This window comes from Streptomyces malaysiensis subsp. malaysiensis, assembly GCF_040653035.1.
Classification (GTDB): Bacteria; Actinomycetota; Actinomycetes; order Streptomycetales; family Streptomycetaceae; genus Streptomyces; species Streptomyces malaysiensis.
This window is the reverse complement of record NZ_JBEZNG010000013.1, coordinates 14,319-32,853: the sequence shown is the minus strand read 5'-3', so window position 1 is coordinate 32,853 and position 18,535 is coordinate 14,319. Positions and strand designations below refer to the sequence as shown.

The 18,535-nt window shown below is 70.3% G+C and carries 14 protein-coding genes; 11 read left to right on the top strand and 3 right to left on the bottom strand.

The features are described 5' to 3' along the window. Positions 1-373 precede the first annotated feature (373 nt). The 5 genes from AB0E24_RS24845 to AB0E24_RS24825 all read left to right on the top strand — a co-directional run bounded on the left by AB0E24_RS24845 (position 374) and on the right by AB0E24_RS24825 (position 9,146). Positions 374-3,319: a helix-turn-helix transcriptional regulator gene (locus AB0E24_RS24845; RefSeq protein ID WP_359380021.1), complete on the top strand. Its 2,946-nt coding sequence runs from the start codon at positions 374-376 to the stop codon at positions 3,317-3,319. Positions 3,320-3,451: 132 nt separating this feature from the next. Beyond that, positions 3,452-4,654, top strand: coding sequence for a cytochrome P450 (locus AB0E24_RS24840; RefSeq protein WP_069862091.1), 1,203 nt, complete (start codon positions 3,452-3,454; stop codon positions 4,652-4,654). 60 nt (positions 4,655-4,714) lie between these two features. After that, positions 4,715-4,909 (top strand): ferredoxin, encoded by a 195-nt coding sequence (locus AB0E24_RS24835; RefSeq protein WP_069862093.1) that lies wholly within the window; start codon positions 4,715-4,717, stop codon positions 4,907-4,909. 75 nt (positions 4,910-4,984) lie between these two features. After that, entirely contained in the window at positions 4,985-6,049 is a 1,065-nt protein-coding gene (locus tag AB0E24_RS24830; protein WP_079256640.1) for a 3-dehydroquinate synthase family protein, read from the top strand. Between the two features lie 364 nt (positions 6,050-6,413). Then, the gene (locus tag AB0E24_RS24825) at positions 6,414-9,146 is read left to right on the top strand and encodes a helix-turn-helix transcriptional regulator (RefSeq protein ID WP_359380016.1); all 2,733 of its coding nucleotides are present in this window, start codon (positions 6,414-6,416) and stop codon (positions 9,144-9,146) included. A 106-nt stretch (positions 9,147-9,252) separates the two neighbouring features. Here AB0E24_RS24825 and AB0E24_RS24820 read toward each other — a convergent pair whose 3' ends face one another. After that, positions 9,253-9,909, bottom strand: a complete 657-nt coding sequence (locus AB0E24_RS24820) for an O-methyltransferase (protein ID WP_069862099.1) — start codon at positions 9,907-9,909, stop codon at positions 9,253-9,255. A 245-nt stretch (positions 9,910-10,154) separates the two neighbouring features. Between AB0E24_RS24820 and AB0E24_RS24815 the strand changes: the two genes are divergently transcribed. Genes AB0E24_RS24815 through AB0E24_RS24790 form a run of 6 tightly spaced genes read left to right on the top strand, consistent with a single transcriptional unit; the run spans position 10,155 to position 15,934 of the window. Beyond that, positions 10,155-11,021 carry a 3-hydroxyacyl-CoA dehydrogenase family protein gene (locus AB0E24_RS24815; protein WP_359380012.1) on the top strand — a complete coding sequence of 289 codons (867 nt, stop codon included), beginning with the start codon at positions 10,155-10,157 and terminating at the stop codon, positions 11,019-11,021. Further along, positions 11,018-11,293: an acyl carrier protein gene (locus AB0E24_RS24810; protein ID WP_093702315.1), complete on the top strand. Its 276-nt coding sequence runs from the start codon at positions 11,018-11,020 to the stop codon at positions 11,291-11,293. Before AB0E24_RS24815 ends, AB0E24_RS24810 begins: the two co-directional genes overlap by 4 nt. After that, the gene (locus tag AB0E24_RS24805; protein WP_069862105.1) at positions 11,290-12,402 is read left to right on the top strand and encodes an acyl-CoA dehydrogenase family protein; all 1,113 of its coding nucleotides are present in this window, start codon (positions 11,290-11,292) and stop codon (positions 12,400-12,402) included. Before AB0E24_RS24810 ends, AB0E24_RS24805 begins: the two co-directional genes overlap by 4 nt. Continuing rightward, positions 12,399-13,511, top strand: a complete 1,113-nt coding sequence (locus tag AB0E24_RS24800; protein ID WP_079256637.1) for an HAD-IIIC family phosphatase — start codon at positions 12,399-12,401, stop codon at positions 13,509-13,511. Before AB0E24_RS24805 ends, AB0E24_RS24800 begins: the two co-directional genes overlap by 4 nt. A 52-nt stretch (positions 13,512-13,563) precedes the next feature. Next, entirely contained in the window at positions 13,564-15,633 is a 2,070-nt protein-coding gene (locus AB0E24_RS24795) for a carbamoyltransferase family protein (RefSeq protein WP_359380006.1), read from the top strand. Between the two features lie 4 nt (positions 15,634-15,637). Then, on the top strand, positions 15,638-15,934 hold the full coding sequence (locus AB0E24_RS24790; protein WP_079256635.1) for an O-linked N-acetylglucosamine transferase: 297 nt from the start codon (positions 15,638-15,640) through the stop codon (positions 15,932-15,934). A gap of 184 nt (positions 15,935-16,118) precedes the next feature. On the opposite strand, the gene mhpA is transcribed toward AB0E24_RS24790, so the two are convergent. Next, complete coding sequence (mhpA, locus tag AB0E24_RS24785) at positions 16,119-17,762, bottom strand: bifunctional 3-(3-hydroxy-phenyl)propionate/3-hydroxycinnamic acid hydroxylase MhpA (protein WP_359380001.1); 1,644 nt, start codon at positions 17,760-17,762, stop codon at positions 16,119-16,121. After that, complete coding sequence (locus AB0E24_RS24780; protein ID WP_359379998.1) at positions 17,759-18,532, bottom strand: arylamine N-acetyltransferase family protein; 774 nt, start codon at positions 18,530-18,532, stop codon at positions 17,759-17,761. The genes mhpA and AB0E24_RS24780 overlap by 4 nt, the downstream gene beginning before the upstream one ends. Positions 18,533-18,535: the final 3 nt, after the last annotated feature.

Here is an 18,535-nt window from a genome sequence, read left to right as displayed (position 1 = left end):
GCCGATCCGGAGCCCGCCGTGGCGGGCTCGGAGCGGTGACCGGCCGGGGCGGCTGCTGGTAAGCCACCAGCTTCGCGAAGAGCGGGGAATACTGCCGGGTCCATAACCGGTTCACACTCTGAGGTGTGTATTCGCGTCGGCAGGCCGTGAACGCTTTTCTTCCGCGCGTCGGCGCAGGCGGTGTCCCACCCTTCTCCGGGTGCGGGCCGCCCGCTCGGTCAGGCGTGTTCACACGGGGGCAGGAAACCGTGGCTGAGGTCACAATCGGGTGAAGGTATCGCTCCGGTTGTGTCTCTGCTTATATGAACGTCAAGGACCCAGGCTCCACCGGAGGTGATCCACATCAGAAAATTCGCCGCCGTCGGCGCAGCGGATGTCTGTCTCGTCAGAGAAGTCTTCTTCCGCGGGGTGGGATGACCGCGGAGATCAACTCATCGCTCAGACGCAACCCCCACAGCGAGGACTGATGAGTATGGGACTGACAGATTATCAATCGAGGCTCCGCGACGTTCTCGGCACGGCAGCAAGGGGAAACGGTGGGCTGCTCCAGGTGGTCGGGGGACCCGGAGTCGGGAAGACCACCTTATTGAGCAGCCTGGAGGAGCGGGCGGCCGAATCGGACGCGGTCTGTCTTACGGCGTCCGGATTCGCGGAAGACACCGCCATTCCCTTCAATATCGTGGAACAGCTGATCCGATCCTCCGCGGCCATGGGGGAATTGGACGTCGTGGCGCGCTGGCGGACCGCGGGGGAGCGGTATTCGGAAGCCGAACACGGCATGCTGGCCATGCTGGTCCGTGAAATATCGGATGTGCTGCACCGCATCGCGGGCGGCAAACAACTGGTCATCGCGGTCGATGACGTCGAGCATGTCGACTACCCCTCCCTCATGTGCCTTCTGCATATCGCCAGACATGCGTCCGGCACCCGTACGCTCGTCGCGATGACCAGCGGGCGGACACATCATCTGTGCGCTCGTGTGCAGGGATTCCACAACCTCTACAAGGTGGAGATCGGCACACTTTCCGAGTCCGGGGTCGTGCGTCTGCTGGAGCGGCACGCCGACGCCGACCTGGCGGACCGGATCGGCGCCTCCTGTCACGCCATCAGCGGTGGCAATCCAAGGCTGGTGAAGGCGCTGCTGCACGACCATCTCATGTCCGCTCCGGACGGATCGGAAAGAGAGGTCACGGTCGGAGCGGAGTTCCGGGATTCCTATCGCTGGAGCCTGTTATGCCATCCGTCGCTGCTCCAGATGGCACAGATCCTCGCCGTACTGGGCCCGTACGGCAGCCCGCGGCGGGTGGCCGGTATGCTCGAATGCGGTGAGGAGCGCGCGGCCCGGGCCATCGATGTCCTCGACTCCGCAGGGCTCCTGGAGGACGGATGCTTCCGGCACCCCGCGGCCCGATCCGTCGCGCTGGAAACGCTGGCAGTGGAGGAGCGGGCCCGCCTCGGCGCGAAGGCGGCCGAACTTCTGTATGCCGACGGGGCCGACCCGATCGCGGTCGCGGAACTCCTGGTCACCGCCGGTAAGACGCCTGATCACAAGGGTGTGGCGGTGCTCTGGCACGCGGCCCAGAAGAATCTCGACGAGGGCCGTACGGAAGAAGCGGTCGCCGGTCTGCGGCTGGCCGCTCGCGCCGATCTCGGCCGGCGGGAGCGCCTGGACATTCGCATGGCGCTGGTCGGCGCGTTATGGGCCGGCAATCCGGCGGCCGCCGAACCCGAGCTCGACCGGCTGATGGCCGCGATACGGACCGAATCCCCCGCGGACATCCCCGAGCAGTATCTGTGCTTCCTGCTCTTCATGGTGCTGTGGTTCGGCCGGTTCAGCGATGTCGAAGAAGCCTTCACATGGCTGTCGGGCAGTGGTGGCTCCGGTAATGCGTCCAGTATGGCGGCGCTGCGGGTGACCCGGCAGTGGGTCACCTTCCTCAAACCGACGCTGATCCACCACTTCCCCGACCAGGATCCCTCGGACAGGGAAGTCGACGGGCTGTGGGCGGCCAATCTGGAGCACGGACTCCAGCTCTCCGTGGACGAACTGGGCATGGAGATCGGGCATCTCCAGGATCCCCGGCAGATGGCGGACTTCTCCCCCGACACCATGCACCTGTTGTCGCACTCCAACCATTTCTGGTTCGCCTACGCGTACGCCTGCCGGATCGTCTGGGCACTGGCCGCGAGGGGAGAGACGGAGGCGGCGGACCGCCTGTGCGGGGCGCTGTTCACCGCGGCGGACAAGCTCAATATGAAGACGCCGTGTGCCGTCGCCCTGTCCATGCGTGCCTATATCCAGTGCCGTCATGGGGACTTCACCTCGGCCATCGATCTCGCCGGCACCGCGCTGAGGTCCATCCCGCCACGCGGCTGGGGCGTCGCCATCGGGTTACCGCTGTCCGTGCTGGTGGCGGCCCACACCGCCATCGGCAGGCTGGACGAGGCCCAGCGGTATCTGCGTTACTGGGTGCCGAAGGAGATGTTCGACAGCGTTGTCGGATTGGAGTACCTCCGGGCCCGGGGGCAATACTGCCTGGCCACCAACCGCCCCTATGCCGCGCTGAACGATTTCATGGTGAGCGGGATGCTGATCGACCAGTGGCCCGTGGACTTCGGTGATCTGGCACCCTGGCGCATCGACGCCGCCGAGGCATATCTGCACGTACATGAACCCGTGGAGGCCAAAAGGCTCGCCCTGGAAGAGCTCAAGCTGTCGCCCGACCGCCCCATGAGCACCCGCGGCAGAGCGCTGCGCGTACTGGCCATGGCGGAAGACCCGGACAAACGCAGGCTGCTGCTCTACCAATCCGTCAAGTGCCTGCGCGAGCACGGCGACCGTTATGGACTCGCCCGCACGCTCGTCGAACTCAGCCGGGACTTTCTCAGCACCGGGGAAACCCAGCAGGCGCGCGCCACCTGGCATGAGGCGCAGAAGCTGATGGACGAGTGCGGAATGAGCGCCCAGCACGAGAGCCGACGGGACCCCGTCATGGGCGGTGCCGAGAGCCCGGCGGACCCTCAACCGCCGGGAAATTCCGAGGACTCCGGGGAGCCCGGGGTACCCGAGGAAACGGCCCCGGGCACATCGGCCGAAGATGCCGAGCCACCCGTACTTTCGGAGGCCGAATGGCGAGTGGCCACCCTCGCGGCGTCGAGAATGACCAACCGGCAGATCGCCAAGAGCCTCTACATCACCGTCAGCACCGTGGAACAGCATCTGACCCGCGTCTACCGCAAGCTCTCCGTGGGAAATCGGCAGGATCTGTCGCGCCGCCTGTGGCCGCTCATAGGAGCCGCCGGATCGTCCTCCTGCTGAGCGTCCCGCCCCGCCCGGGGCAAGGGGGGATAGGGGAGTGATTAGGGGAGTGGAGCGCGGACGCACGCACCAGACTTGGCAATCCGCAGGGCAGCGCAGTGGTGGCGATGGAGCGACGGACGGGACGGACGGATGGACAGGACTGACGAGATACGCGACTACCCCGAATTGCGGGCTGCTGCATGCCCGTTCTCACCCCCGCCGGGTTACGAGGAACTGCGTGAGCGGTCCGCCGTCACCCGGGTGCGGATGTGGGACGGCAGCACCCCCTTTCTCGTCACCGGCTATCACGAGGCGCGGGCCGTGCTCGGCGACAGCAGGTTCAGCGCCGACGGCACGCACAAGGGGATGCCACGCTTCACCAAGTTCGAGGTGCCGGCCGAGGTGTTCAACCTCGGCAGGATGGACGATCCGGAGCACGCCCGGATCCGCCGCATGCTCACCGCGCACTTCACCATCCGGCGCACCGAGGCGATGCGGCCGATGATCCAGGGCATCGTCGACGGCCTCCTGGACCGGCTGATCGCCGAGGGGCCGCCGGCCGACCTGGTGGCCGATTTCGCCTTCCCCTTGCCGTCCCAGGTGATCGCCGTGATGCTGGGGGTCTCGGACGCCGACTTCGCGGAGTTCCAGCGGGCCTCGCAGGGCGTCATGGACTTCACGGTGTCGACCGAGGAGATGGGCGCCGCGCTCGGCGTCATGGTCGACTACGTCAGCCGGATGTGTGCGGCCAAGCGCGCCGCGCCGGGAGACGACCTCCTCAGCCGGCTCATCGTCGACCAGGAGCTGACGGGCGGGCTGACCCAGCAGCAGGTGGTCGCCACCGCCCTGGTGCTGCTGCTGGCCGGCCACGAGACCACGGCCAACATGATCGCCCTGTCCGGCGTCCTGCTGCTGCGCCACCCCGAGCAGCTCGCCCGGCTGCGGGCGGATCCCGGGCTGATGCCCAACGCGGTGGATGAACTGCTCCGGTACATCACGATCGTCCAGGAGGGCACCGGACGGGTGGCCGCCGAGGATGTCGAGGTCGGCGGGGTGCTCATCCCGGCGGGCGAAGGGGTGATCATCAACCTGCCCAGCGCCAACCGCGATCCCCACTTCGCGGACGCCCACGAACTGGACCTGGGCCGGCCGAACGCCCGTGAGCACATCGGGTTCGGCTTCGGTGTGCACCAGTGCCTGGGGCAGACCCTCGCCCGGGTCGAGCTCCAGATCGCCCTGGAGACCCTGCTGCGCCGACTTCCGGCACTGCGCCTGGAGGCCCCGCTCGACGACCTGGCGTTTCTGTACGAGTCGATGAACTTCGGCGTCGCCCGTGTGCCCGTCGCCTGGTGACCACGGAGGCCGGCGCGGCCGCCGGAACGACGGAAGACTGAGGGAGAGGGGAACACCACGGTGAAGGTCTCGGTGGATCAGGAGAAGTGCTGTGCGGCCGGCCACTGCGCGCTGGCGGCCCCGGAGGTGTTCGACCAGCGGGAGGAGGACGGGGCCGTTGTCCTGCTGGACCCGCGTCCGCCGCTCGCGCTGCGCGACGGCGTCGCCGAGGCGTCGTTCCTGTGCCCGGCCGCCGCGATCGCGGTCGAGGACTGAAAGCGCTCCACACCCGATTCGGGCCCCGGCGGGACAGCTTCTCGCCGGGGCCGCGCAAGCGATGGGAAGGCAGTCTTGACCACGTCGACCTCCAGTCCGGCCGCCAGTTCCGCCGCTCCTTTCCGGCAGGTCACCGTCGCGCTGGCCGAGCGCTCGTACACCGTCCACATCGGACACGGTGTGCGGCGGCTGCTCCCGCGGGTGGTGTCCGCCCTGGGCGCGCGCAAGGCGGTGGTGGTCACCGCGCGGCCCCCGGAGCAGACCCCCGACCCCAAAGTGCCCTCGCTCGTCGTGTCCACGCGCGACGGGGAGGAGGCCAAGGACCTGGCCGCCGTGACGGACCTGTGCCGCCGGTTCGTGGAATTCGGGCTGACCCGCTCGGATGTGGTGGTGTCCTGTGGCGGCGGCACCACGACCGACACGGTGGGCCTGGCCGCCGCCCTCTACCACCGGGGCACACCGGTCGTCCATGTGCCGACCTCGCTGCTGGCCCAGGTGGACGCGAGCGTCGGCGGGAAGACGGCGGTGAATCTGCCCGAGGGCAAGAACCTGGTCGGCGCCTACTGGCAGCCCGCGGCCGTGCTCTGCGACCTCGATCACCTCACCACCCTGCCCGAACGGGAGTGGCGCAACGGCCTCGGTGAGATCGCCCGCTGCCACTTCATCGGCGCGCCCGATCTCGACGGGCTGCCGCTGCTCGACCAGATCGCGGCCAGTGTGACGCTCAAGGCGGGCATCGTCGCCGCGGACGAACGCGACGCGGGCTTGCGGCACATCCTCAACTACGGACACACACTGGGGCATGCGCTGGAACGTGCCACGGGGTTCGCCCTGCGGCACGGGGAGGGCGTGGCCATCGGCACGGTCTTCGCCGGCCGGCTCGCCGGTGCGCTGGGCCGTATCGGCCCGGAGCGGGTCGCCGAGCACCATGATGTGGTCGCCCGTTACGGACTGCCGACCGCGCTGCCCGCCCAGGTCCCCGTGGCCGAGCTGGTGGAGCTGATGCGCCTGGACAAGAAGGCCACCGACGGGCTGACGTTCGTCCTGGACGGCCCCGACGGGCCCGGACTGGTGCCCGGGATCCCCGAGGACACCGTCAGCGCCACCCTCGCCGCGATGCCCCGCGAGCCGGCGGGGTGACACGGCGCGCTCCGGAAGAGGCGACCGCCACGAAGCGGAATGGCCGGAACGGGGATACGCCACGGCATTCATCGCCTCTTCGCTTTAGGGGCACGCCACCTCGATAGGGGGTTGACCGTGCGGCGCGCGTCCCGGATAACTGAACAGCGCGGTGTGCTGGACGAGATGCGGTGGACCGGGTTAGGGGGCGGAGGTTCCGGTAGGGGTTGATGCTGATGTGGACGCACTGATGGAATCGTTTCCCGATCAATGTTCGGTCTGATTCAAGGATCGCGAGTCCATATTTCGTCGACCTCGATCGGGGACCCTCAACATGCCCTTCAGCTATGCCATGCCGGTGAATACCGAGTGGAATTCCCGTCCGATGGACACGGTATTGAATGCCGCGGCGCACCTCGGACACGCGTTCGGTGACTCTTTGGTGCGGCCCGGGCAGGCTCTTCTCCTGGACGGACCGCTGGCATGCGGTAAGACCACCCTGCTCCGGTCGTTCGCCGAGCGGGCCGCGGCGGCCGGCCGGCTCGTCATCACGGCGACGTGTTCCCCCTGCGAGCGGGATCTTCCCTTCGGTGTCGTCTCCCAACTGGCCCGCGGCGCCCGGAAGTCAGCGGGCGGGCCGCCCGAGGTGCCGGGGCTGCCGGACATCCTCCGCGGGACCAGCGACCCGGTGGACCGGGCCGAGATCGCCCGGCTGTGCCATCGGCTGTGCACCTTGCTGATCGACTACGCGGAACACACCCCGCTGCTGCTCGCCGTGGACGATGTGCGCCACAGCGATCCGGCCTCCGCGCACTTCCTCCTCCAACTGGTGCGGCGGCTGGACTCGGCACGGATCGCCGCCGTGTTCACCGACGATCTGAGCCTGCCCGCGCCCACCCTGCCGCTCCGCTACGAACTGCTGCGCTCCCAGCGCCTGCACCGGATCGGCCTCGGCCCGCTCACCCCCGACGAGGTGGCCGACGTGGTCGTGGCGGAGCTGGGGGAGACCGCGAGCGCCCGCGCCGGCGATGTCTACGCCGCCACCGGTGGCAACCGGCTGCTGCTGCACACCCTGCTGGCCGACTACCGCGAGCACGGCGAGGCCCGCCAGACCGGCTATGGCCAGTCCTTCCTGAGCTGTCTGCACCGCAATGAGCCGATCTTCCTGGACGTGGTGCGCGCGCTGGCCGTGGTGGGCTTCTCCCTGCCCGCCACCGACCTGGCCTGGCTGACCGGACACGAGCCCGAGCCCATCGGCCAGGTGCTGGCGGCGCTGACGGGCGCCGGGCTGATGGACGAGGGCGCGTTCCGGCAGGAGGCGGCGCGGCTGAGCGTGCTCAACGACACGCCGGCGAGGGCCCGCAGGACCCTGCACCAGCGGGCCGCGCGGCTGCTGCACGACCAGGGCAGGCCCGCCACCACGATCGCCCGTCATCTGGTGCGGGCCGGGCGGATCCCCGATTCATGGTCGCCGGAGCTGCTGCTGGAAGTGGCCGAGCAGGTGGCGGTGGGCGAAGAGGCGTCCGTCGCCGTCGACTTACTGGAGCAGTCCCTCGAACAGTGTCCGCACCAGGAGCGGCGCGCCGCCTTGCAGGCGAAGCTCGCCGAGGCGGAATGGAAGATCAACCCGTCCACCGCCACCCGGCACCACACACCGCTGTACGGCGCCGTCCGCGCCGGCCGGCTCGGCCTCCCCGACAGCGTCACCCTGCTCATGCAGCTGCTGTGGAAGGGCGGGCTGACCGAGGTGGAGGGGCTGCTCGCCCATCTGCGCGAGGACCCCGCCGCCACCGACCAGCTCCATGCCATCGAGGCCGCGCTCACCTGCACCTACCCCTGGCTCGCGGAGCGGCGGCCGGCCCCGGCGCACCACGGTGGCTCCGCCGCGACGCGGGCGGCGGTGTGGCCGCGGGCCGGCACCGTACTGGCGGACGTGCTCACCGGCGGGCAGACCCATGACACCGTCCGGCGGGCCGAGGAGGTGCTGCGCGAACTCCAGCTCGGCCACGACCCGGCGTGCCAGGAGCAGGCCGGGCTGTTCGCCCTGCTCGCGCTGGTCTACGGCGGCCGGATCGACCTGGCGTCCGCATGGTGCGAGGGGGCGCTCGGCGAGACCGGCGCGGGGCCGCACGTCCCGATGCGGCAGGCGGTGCTGGCGGCGGCCAGGTCGGAGATCGCGCTGCGCCGAGGTGACCTCGCCGAGGCCGCGGAGCGCTCCCGGGCCGCCCTCACCCACGCCTCTCCCGGCGCCTGGGGTGTCGCGGTCGGGCTGCCGCTCGGCTCCCTGATCCTGGCGTGTACGCGGATGGGCCGGCACGAGGAGGCGGGGTTCCACGTCGCGCAGACCGTGCCCAACGCCATGTTCAAAAGCTCCTACGGGCTGCACTACCTGTACGCGCGCGGCCACTACTTCCTGGCGGCCGGCCGGCACCAGGCCGCGCTCGCGGACTTTCTGCTGTGCGGCGAGCTGCTCACCGACTGGGGGCTGAGCAGCGGCTGCGACCCGGTGCCATGGCGGATCGGCGCGGCGGAGGCATGGCTCGCACAGGGCAACCACGACCAGGCCCGGATCCTGGTCTACCAGCAGCTCAGCCGTCCGCATACGGACGGTGCCCGGGCCCGCGGGCAGTCCTTGCGCCTCCTGGCCGCCACCAGCTCGGCCAAGCGGCGGCCGCAGTTGCTCAACGAGGCGGTGGGGCTGTTCACCGAGCAGGAGGACAAGTACGAGCTGGCCCGCACGCTGTGGGACCTCAGCCAGGCGTACCACGCGCTCGGCGAGAAGAAGCAGGCCCGCCGGACCATGCGCCGGGCCTGGCATGTGGCGAAGATGTGCGACGCCGCGTCGCTGTACGAGGAGTGGCTGCCGGCCGACGACCAGTCCCAGGCCGTGGCGCCGGCGCCGAAGGCGGACGCCGGGATCGAGCGGCTGACACACTCCGAACGGCGTGTCGCGTCGCTGGCCGCCATGGGCTACACCAACCGGGAGATCGCCGGGAAGCTGTATGTCACGGCCAGCACGGTGGAGCAGCATCTGACCCGGGTCTTCCGCAAGCTGGACATCAAGCACCGGGAGCAGCTGCCCACCGAACTCTACGCGGACCGCATGGAGTTGGCGTGACGACGGCACCCCGGCGGGAGCCCCGCCCGGCACCGACATGAGCACCGACCGCGAACGGCCACTTCCCGGGAGGCCCCGGGAAGTGGCCGTCACGGCAGGCGAGGACTCAGCGTTTGACCGCCAGCGTGATCCCATCGCCCACGGTGAGCATGCTGATCTCGACGCGTCCGTCCTCCCGGAGCAGTTTGTTCATCTCGCGCAGGGCGGCGGTGTCGGCGTCCTGTGCGGCGGGGTCGGTCACCCGGCCGAAGAAGAGGGTGTTGTCCAGGACGATGAGGCCGCCGCGCCGGAGCATCGCCAGTGACTCCTCGTAATAGTGCGCGTAGCCGGTCTTGTCCGCGTCGATGAAGACCAGGTCGAACTCCCGGCCCGCCCGCCGCAGTCCGGCCAGTGTGTCCTTCGCGTCGCCGATGCGCACATCGATGCGGTCCGCCACTTCGGCGCGCTCCCAGAACGGACGCCCGAGCCCCGGCCACTTCTCCGTGATGTCGCAGGTGATCAGCGTGCCGTCGGCCGGCAGGGCCCGCGCCATGCACAGTGTGCTGTAGCCGGTGAAGGTGCCGATCTCCAGCACCGAACGGGCGCCGACGAGCCGCACCAGCAGTCCGAGGAGCTGGCCCTCCTCGGGCATCACCTGCATGGCCTGTGCGGCCGGCAGACCCGCGGTTTCCGCCCGCAGCCCGGCCAGGACCTCGTCGTCGCGCAGGGACAGTTCCCGGACATAGCCGAGAATTTCTTCGGTCACATCGACTTGCTGAGCCATTGGACTGCCACACCCCGCAAAGGTGGAAAGGGAAGGTCCGGGGAAAGTCAATGCGGCCAATGCTAGGAATCCGCCGGTGTGCCGCGCAATGGCGTCCCGCGGAATGCCGGAACCCATATTCCGGGCTGAGGGGGGTGTAGGGGGGATCCTTAGGGGATTTGCGTGACCGCCCCGAGAATATCGTGAACGCGACAAGCGCGTGTCATGGTTGGCACGTTGTTCACAACGCGCTGCGGAGGCGATTGATGAGCGGACATGCGGAAGCGCACCGGCTCATGGTGCTGGGTGCGGGAACAATGGGACTGGGGATCACCTCTCTCGCCGTGGGGCACGGAATCCCGGTGACGGTCGTCGAGGTGGACGAGGCCAAGGCCGGCCGGACGCGGGCCGCGGTCACCGAACGGCTCCGCATGGCCCAGCTCATGCGAGCCCTGCCCGCCGACCGGCCGCCCGGAGAGCTGACGGTCACCGCGTCCCCGGCCGACGGCCGGGAGGCCACCGCCGTGGTGGAGGCCGTCACCGAGGACACCCCCACCAAGGCCAAGGTGCTCGAAGCGGTCGCCGGGCTCACCGGCGGGCGGGTGCCGCTGATCTCGAACACCTCCTCCATCCCGATCGACGAACTGGCCGGTTTCATCGCCGATCCGGCACGGCTGGTCGGCACCCACTTCATGAACCCGCCCTATCTGATCCCCACGGTGGAGGTGATCCGCGGCCCCCGAACCGGGGAAACGGCGATGGCCGCCGTGACGGATCTGCTGCGCGCGCTGGAGCGCAAGCCGGTCGTCGTCGGCGACGGGCCGGGGTTCGTCACCAGCCGGGTGCTGCACCCGATGATCAACGACGCGATCCGTGTGGTGCAGGAGGGCACGGCGACGGCGGAGGCCGTGGACGTCCTCATGCGGGACTGCCTGGGCCACCGCACCGGACCGCTGCGCACCGCGGACCTGATCGGCCTGGACAACCTCGCCGACTCGCTGCGCGTGCTGCATGAACGCACCGGCGACGCCCGGTGCGCACCGAGCGAATTGCTGCTGGAGAAGGTCCGCGACGGCCACCTGGGCCGCAAGTCGGGCCGCGGGTTCTACGCATACGGGAAGGAGCTGGCGTGACCATCTCATCCGAGCAGGGCAGCCACACCGCCGAGACGGTGGCGCAGGAGGTGCAGCAGTTCCTCGAACAGCGCACCAAGCAGACCTGGGACCCGGACACCGACCTGTTCAGCACCGGCGCCGTGTCCTCGATGTTCGCCATGGAACTGGTCGTGCACCTGGAGTCGTCCTTCGACGTGGTGATCAGCGGCCCCGATCTGGCGCTGGACAACTTCCGTACGGTGAACGCGATGACCGCGATGGTCCTGCGGCTGCGCGGGGTCAAGCCGTGACCGACGCCGCCACCGACCACGCGGAGCTGGTCAGCGGGTTGATCGGGGACCGGGCCGACGCCTGGGACCTGGCCGGGGAACTGCCCCGCGACCTCCTGGTCAAACTCGGCGCCTCCGGTGTGCTGTGCGCACAGGTCGGCCCCGAGCACGGCGGCACCGGACTGGACAGCCGGGCAGGCGGGGAGCTCACCGCGCGGGTCGGCGCCCGGTGCAGCTCCCTGCGCAGCGTGATGACCTCGCAGGGCATGGCGGCGTGGACGGTGCGCAGGCTCGGCGGCACCGAGCAGTGGGACACCTTTCTGCCCCGGCTGACCTCCGGTGACCTGGCGGCGGTCGGATTCAGCGAACCCGGCGCCGGCAGCGACCTGTCGGCGATGGAGACCGAGATCGCCGACGACGGCGCCGAGGTGGTGGTCACCGGACGGAAGGTGTGGATCACCGCCGCCCACTACGCCGATCTGCTGCTGGTGTTCGGGAAGTACCGGGGCGGCGCCACGGCCGTGGTCGTGCCCGCCCGGACACCCGGAGTGCGCATCACACGGGTGGAGAACCCCCTGGGCTGCCGCGCCGCCGGTCATGCGAACATCACCCTGGACGCGGTCCGGGTGCCCGCCGGGCATGTACTCGGCGGCACCGGGCTGCCGCTTTCCCTGGCGACCACCGCCGCGCTCACCTACGGGCGCATGTCCGTGGCCTGGGGGTGCGTCGGCATCCTGCGCGCGTGCCTGGACGCCGCCGCCACGCACACCGCCAGCCGGGAGCAGTCCGGCCGGGCGCTCGCCGAGCACCAGTTGGTGGCCCGGCACCTGGCCGAGCTGTACGTCGCGGAGCGGCACGCCACCCGGGCCTGTGAACACGCCAGCGCCTCCTGGGACACCGGCTCGCCCGACATGGCCGTCGACGCGGTGCACGCGAAGTACGTCGCCTCGCGCGAGGCGGCACAGGGCGCGGCACGCGCCGTACAGCTCCTGGCGTCGGCCGGGGCGTCCGACGGCCATGTGGTGGCCCGTGCCTACCGCGACGCGAAGCTGATGGAAGTCATCGAGGGCACCAGCGAGATCTGCCAGCTCGTGCTCGCCCGGCACATGCGGAAGAAGGTGCGACCATGACGGAGGGGAAGCCCGTGAGCGAGCCGCCGGCGGCCGTCAAATGTCTCGTCTGGGACCTCGACAACACACTCTGGCGCGGCACCCTGCTCGAGGACGGCGAGGTGCCGCCGTTCGCGTGGGTGCGCGATGTCATCACCACCCTCGACGATCGCGGCATTCTCCAGTCGATCGCCAGCAAGAACGACCACGACCACGCCTGGGCGCGCCTGGAGGCGCTGGGCCTCGCCGAGTACTTCGTGCTGCCGCACATCGGCTGGGGGCCCAAGTCGGAATCGGTGCGTGCCATCGCGGAGCGGCTGAACTTCGCACACCGTGCCATGGCCTTCGTGGACGACCAGCCCGCCGAGCGCGCCGAGGTCGGCTACCGGCTCCCCGAGGTGCGCTGCTACACCGCCGAGGACGTGGCCGGGCTCACCGGGCTGCCCGAGTTCAGCCCCGCCGTGGTCACCGTGGACTCACGGCAGCGGCGCACCATGTACCAGTCGGGGTTCCGCCGTGACGCCGAGCGGGCGGAGTTCGGCGGCCCCGACGAGGAGTTCCTGCGCACCCTGGACATCGAGATGGCCATCTCCCGCGCCACCGAGCGGGAGCTGTCCCGGGTCGAGGAACTGACCCTGCGCACCAGCCAGATGAACGCCACCGGTGTGCACTACTCCGACTCCGTACTGCGCGGACTGCTCACCGACCCCGCGCACGAGGTGCTGGTCATCACGATGGCCGACCGGTTCGGCCCGCACGGCGCCGTCGGCATCGTGCTGCTGGAACGCCACCCGGCGGTGTGGCATCTGAAACTGCTCGCCACCTCCTGCCGTGTGGTCTCCTACGGCGCCGGGTCCACCCTGCTGAACTGGCTGGCCGACCAGGCGGCGCGTGCCGGGGTGCATCTGGCCGCCGACTTCCGGCGCACCGACCGCAACCGGATGATGGAGGTCGCCTACCGCTTCGCCGGGTTCGCCGACGCCGACTGCGCCTGCACCGCCGCCCTCGCGGCCCCCGGCGAGGAGGGCGTCGAACGCCTCCACCTCACCCCCGCGTTCCAGCCGGCCCCGACCACGCTGCGGCTGACCGCGCCTGAGCTCGCCGACGCGGCGCTGCCGCGCTCCCGGTGACCGGCGGGCGACTCCCGCCCCGCATCCTCGCGTTCGCCTCCGACTGGTTTGGGTGATCACTGTGCTTGTGCTCGGGCTCAACGGCAACTTCTCCGCCGCGGACACCGATGTGGTGCCGCGGCTGAGCGAGGTCTTCTTCCACGACTCGGCGGCCTCCCTGATCCGCGACGGCGAACTCGTGGCCGCAGTGGAGGAGGAGCGGCTCAACCGGATCAAGAAGACCACCAAATTCCCCATCAACGCGGTCCGTGAGTGCCTGGCCCTGGCCGGCGCGCGGCCCGAGGACGTCGACGCGGTGGGCTACTACTTTCCCGAGAACCACATCGACACCGTCCTCAACCACCTCTACACCGAATATCCGCGGGTGCCCCTGCGCTACTCCCGGGAGCTGATCCGGGAGCGGCTGAAGGAGGGTCTGGACTGGGACCTGCCGGAGGACAAGCTCGTCTATGTGCCGCACCACGAGGCACACGCCTACTCCACATATCTGCACTCCGGCATGGACTCGGCGCTGGTCCTGGTGCTGGACGGCCGGGGCGAACTGCACTCCGGCACCGTCTACCGCGCCGAGGGCACCCACCTGGAGAGGCTGGCCGACTACCCGGTGCCCAAGTCACTGGGTGGGCTCTATCTGAACGCCACCTATCTGCTCGGCTACGGCTTCGGCGACGAGTACAAGGTGATGGGCCTGGCCCCCTGGGGCGACCCCGCGACCTACCGCGACACCTTCTCCAAGCTCTACACCCTCCAGGACAACGGCGAGTACGAACTGCACGGCAACATCATGGTGCCGAACCTGGTCAGCCCGCTGTTCTACGCCGAGGGCTTCCGGCCGCGCCGCAAGAGCCAGCCGTTCACCCAAGCACACCGCGACTTCGCCGCCGCGCTCCAGGAGGCGGTCGAGAAGATCGTGCTGCACATCCTCCAGCACTGGGCGAAGACCAGCGGGCTGTCCCGCCTCTGCTTCGGCGGCGGCGTCGCCCACAACTCCAGCCTCAACGGCCTGATCCTCAAGTCCGGCCTCTTCGACGAGGTGTTCATCCACCCCGCCTCGCACGACGCGGGCGCGGGCGAGGGCGCCGCCTACGCCGCCGCGGCGAGCCTGGGCACTCTCCAACGGCCCCGGAAGCGGCTGCTCAGCGCGAGTCTCGGCCCGGCGCTGGGCACCCGGGAGCGGATCAGGGCACGGCTGGCCGACTGGGCGCCGCTGATCGATGTGGAGTTCCCCGGAGACGCCGTGGAGAGGGCGGCCGGACTGCTCGCCGAGGGCGAGGTGCTCGGCTGGGCCTACGGCCGGTCCGAGTTCGGCCCCCGCGCCCTGGGCCACCGCAGCATCGTCGCGGACGCACGCCCCGAGGAGAACCGGACCCGTATCAACGCGATGGTGAAGAAGCGCGAGGGCTTCCGGCCGTTCGCCCCGGTGGTCACCGCCGAAGCCGCCCGCGATTACTTCGACCTCTCCGGCGCGGAGGGCAACCACGAGTTCATGTCCTTCGTGGTGCCGGTGCTGCCGGAGCGGCGTACCGAACTCGGCGCGGTCACCCACGTGGACGGCACCGCCCGGGTGCAGGTCGTCTCGGCCGCCTCGGGCGAGCGCTTCCACCGGCTGGTACGGCGGTTCGGCGAACTGACCGGCACCCCCGTGCTGCTCAACACCTCCTTCAACAACAACGCCGAACCCATCGTGCAGAGCCTCGACGACGTGGTGACCAGCTTCCTGACCACCGACCTGGACGCCCTGGTGGTGGAGGACTGCCTGGTGCGTGCCAAGCCCTCGCCCGACCTGGGCGTTCTGGTGCCGCGGTTCCGCCCGGTCACCCGGCTGGTCGAGCACAGGACCAGCGGTCCCGACGCCTCGGCGGGCACGAAGGTCCACGAGATCCACCTCGACTACGACGGCGGCCCGTCCGCGAAGGTGTCGCCCGAGCTGTACGAACTGCTCGGCGCGGTGGACGGCACCACCACCCTCGGGGATCTGGCCAAGGCCGTGGGCGGGCTGTCGGAGGCGCTGGCCGCCGAGGTGTTCGCCCTGTGGGAGCAGCGGTTCCTCACCCTCGTCCCGGCCGGGGAGCTCCAGCCGCCGGCCCAGGGGCCCGCGGACGACGGCGCGCGGGGGCGCTGACCCGATGGTGGCGGACCCGATCACCGAAGTGCACCGGGAGATCACCCGGCTGCTGGCGAAGCTGAGCCGGGCCGGTGGCGGGCGGCCGGACGCCCTCGTGGAGGCGTGCGTCGCCTGTCTGGAGGCCGCACAGTGCACCTCGGCCGCCGCCACCGGGCAGGAGCGGGCGGACACCGGCGCCCAGGAGGCGCTGCACGCGGTCAACGCGGCGGCGCTGGCGATCAGATACGCCCTGGTCAAGGCGGGCGATGAGCGGCGTCTCGCGGCGCGTACCGGGGAGAGCGTGACCTCCGATACGTGATCGCTCCGCTGGGGCGCCGTCTTCCGTCGGCCGTCTTCCGTCCGCCGTCGATCGGCCGCGGCGCCGTCGTGGCCGGTCGCGCCCACGCGGCGGAGCCGCACATCGACAGGGGCGCACCAACTGGTCCCCTTCCCCCACGGCACTCGGGGAAGGGGACCAGTTCGTGTTCGGGTGGGGGAGTGCCTCAGGACGGGGTGGCGGTCGGGGTGAGTTGTTCCGCCAAGTCGTCCACCAGCGAGGGCAGTTCGGCCTTGTCCCCGGCGATGCCGAACACGTAGAAGTCCGGGCGTACCAGCACCGCCAGCGCGCCCATCTCCGACAGATACGGCAGATACCGGCCCTCCACATCCCGCGCGTCCCCTGGTTCCAGGTCGGCCGCGGGCGTGTCCGCGGGCACCACACGCACCAGCCGGGCCCCGATGTTGTCGAGGAACGTCAGCTGCCGCGCGTCCAGCGCCGGGACCACGTCCTCGCCGTACAGCAGGACGAAACCGGTGCCCACCACATCGTCGAACAGCCCGGTGCCGCCCGCGCGGCCCACCCGCCACTGCGGGGCCGCCTGTCCGGCGTACGGCGCCGGCCGGCCCTGCCCGTCCCGCCGCAGCAACCCGTCCACGAGCGGGCGCACCACCGAGCGGCGCGCGGCGCTCGGCCCGATGTTCCGCTTCCGCGCGGCCAGCATCGCCGCGTCCCGGTCCGCCGCCGCGGCCGGGTCCGCCATGCACACCACCCGGCCCAGGCCCACGGACATCTCCACCGCGTGCCGCACATGAGCGCGCCGCTCGCTGGTGTAGGTGTCCAGCAGCGCCGGTGCCGCGTGCCCGCTCAGCACCAGGTCCAGCTTCCAGGCCAGATTCGCCGCGTCACGGAATCCGGAGCACATGCCCTGCCCCGCGAACGGCGGCATGAGGTGCGCCGAGTCCCCGGCCAGCAGCAGCCGTCCGGCCCGCCAGTGCTCCGCCCAGCGGGCCTGGAAGGTGTAGACCGCATGCCGGTCCAGGACGCCGTTGTCGGGCGTCACGTCGAACAGCCGCAGCAGCTCCCACGCGCTCTCCACGGTGCCGAAGTGCGCGGGGTCGTCCGCGGGCACCCGCATGAACTCGTACCGCCGGTGTCCGGGCCCCGCGGACACCGCGGTCCGCGGGCGGGCCGGATCGCAGATCTCCAGGTTGTTCGGCCGGAACTCGCGGTGCTCATGCAGCCGCACATCGCAGATCAGCCAGTCGTAGGAGAAGTCGAGGTCCGTCACCGTGGTGCCGACACTCGCCCGCACCAGGCTGTTGGCGCCGTCGCAGCCGACCACCCACGAAGCGGTGAGGTCGGTCCTCTCGCCGTCCGGACCGACCACGGTCAAGGTCACCCGGTCACCGTCGTCCGCGAGTCCCGCCGCCTCGTAGCCGCGCAGCACCCGCAGCCGCGGCAGCGTCGCCCCGTGTTCGATCAGCGCGGACTCCAGGGCCGGCTGATAGGCCGACAGCGCCTCCGGCCAGGTGCAGTGCCCCCGGTCGGCGACCTCGTGGTCGATCAGCGTCTCGCCCTTGGTGTTCTGCCAGGCGTGGTCCCGCGCGGGCTCGGTGAACTTCTCGAGCGAGTCGCCGATCCCGGCCGAGGCCAGGATGCGCGCGGCCTCACTGTCGAACCCGACCGCCCGGGGGTGCCGGTACGGCTCCGGCCAGCGCTCCACCACCGTCACCCGGCGGCCGCGCTGGGCCAGCAGCACCGACAGCAGCTGCCCCACCGGTCCGTACCCGACGATCAGCACATCGGTCTTGGGCCCGCCGTTGTCCGTGTCCCGCGCGACGTCCACCGCCGCCTCCTTCCCGCTCATTCGCCCGCCAGGATCAGATCGACCGTGTCCTGGAACTCGTCCGCCTTCACCAGCACCTTGGTGTGCTCCACCCCGTCCTCGACGGTGAAGCAGCGCCTGCCGATCAGCACGATCTTTCCGTTGTCCGTGGCCCGGCTGCGGAAGGTGGTCCCGGCGAGCACCGAGTCCTGTGCGTAGTCGTCCAGGCTGTCCAGCCGCACCGCGTCCCAGCCGGACGGGTCGGCCAGCTCCGGCCGGAACCGGTACACCGGCTGCCAGTCGCTCTCCTTGGGCCGCCGTTCCACCACCCGGTAGCCGTCGTGTTCGGTCACGCGGTAGGCACAGCCGTACTGGTGCTGTTCCTCCTCGGACAGGCGCAGCGGCTCCGAATAGGACGGCCCGGGGAAACCGACGTCCACCAGGTGGGTCCGTCCGTCGAGGCGGACCAGGTCGAAGGTGTGCTCGCGTTCCGGGCCGAAGGCCCCGTTCGCCTGCCGTACCGCCGCCGCCACCATGCGCACGTCGTAGCCGAGTTCGGCCAGCAGCGTGTGGAACAGCCGGTTGAGCTCGTAGCACACTCCGCCATGGCCCTCGGTCACCACATGCTCGAACACCAGGTCCAGCGGGACGTTCGTCAGATGCCGTGAGGCCGGGAGCCGGTCGGGGGCCGTCGAGTTGTCGTACGGGACCGCCATGAGATGCCGTTTGTGCAGGTGCCGGAGGGTGTCCAGAGTTGGTGCGGGTATGGACTCCACCCCGATGCGCCGCAGGTACTTCGCCACGTCGAACATGCT

Excerpts from the sequence above, each read along its gene's own strand:
- AB0E24_RS24845 (WP_359380021.1), top strand. The coding sequence starts at position 374 with ATGTCTGTCTCGTCAGAGAAGTCTTCTTCCGCGGGGTGGGATGACCGC.
- AB0E24_RS24780 (WP_359379998.1), bottom strand. The coding sequence starts at position 18,532 with ATGTTCGACGTGGCGAAGTACCTGCGGCGCATCGGGGTGGAGTCCATA.
- AB0E24_RS24820 (WP_069862099.1), bottom strand. The coding sequence starts at position 9,909 with ATGGCTCAGCAAGTCGATGTGACCGAAGAAATTCTCGGCTATGTCCGG.
- AB0E24_RS24825 (WP_359380016.1), top strand. The coding sequence starts at position 6,414 with ATGGACACGGTATTGAATGCCGCGGCGCACCTCGGACACGCGTTCGGT.
- AB0E24_RS24800 (WP_079256637.1), top strand. The coding sequence starts at position 12,399 with ATGACGGAGGGGAAGCCCGTGAGCGAGCCGCCGGCGGCCGTCAAATGT.
- AB0E24_RS24840 (WP_069862091.1), top strand. The coding sequence starts at position 3,452 with ATGGACAGGACTGACGAGATACGCGACTACCCCGAATTGCGGGCTGCT.
- AB0E24_RS24790 (WP_079256635.1), top strand. The coding sequence starts at position 15,638 with ATGGTGGCGGACCCGATCACCGAAGTGCACCGGGAGATCACCCGGCTG.
- mhpA (WP_359380001.1), bottom strand. The coding sequence starts at position 17,762 with ATGAGCGGGAAGGAGGCGGCGGTGGACGTCGCGCGGGACACGGACAAC.
- AB0E24_RS24815 (WP_359380012.1), top strand. The coding sequence starts at position 10,155 with ATGAGCGGACATGCGGAAGCGCACCGGCTCATGGTGCTGGGTGCGGGA.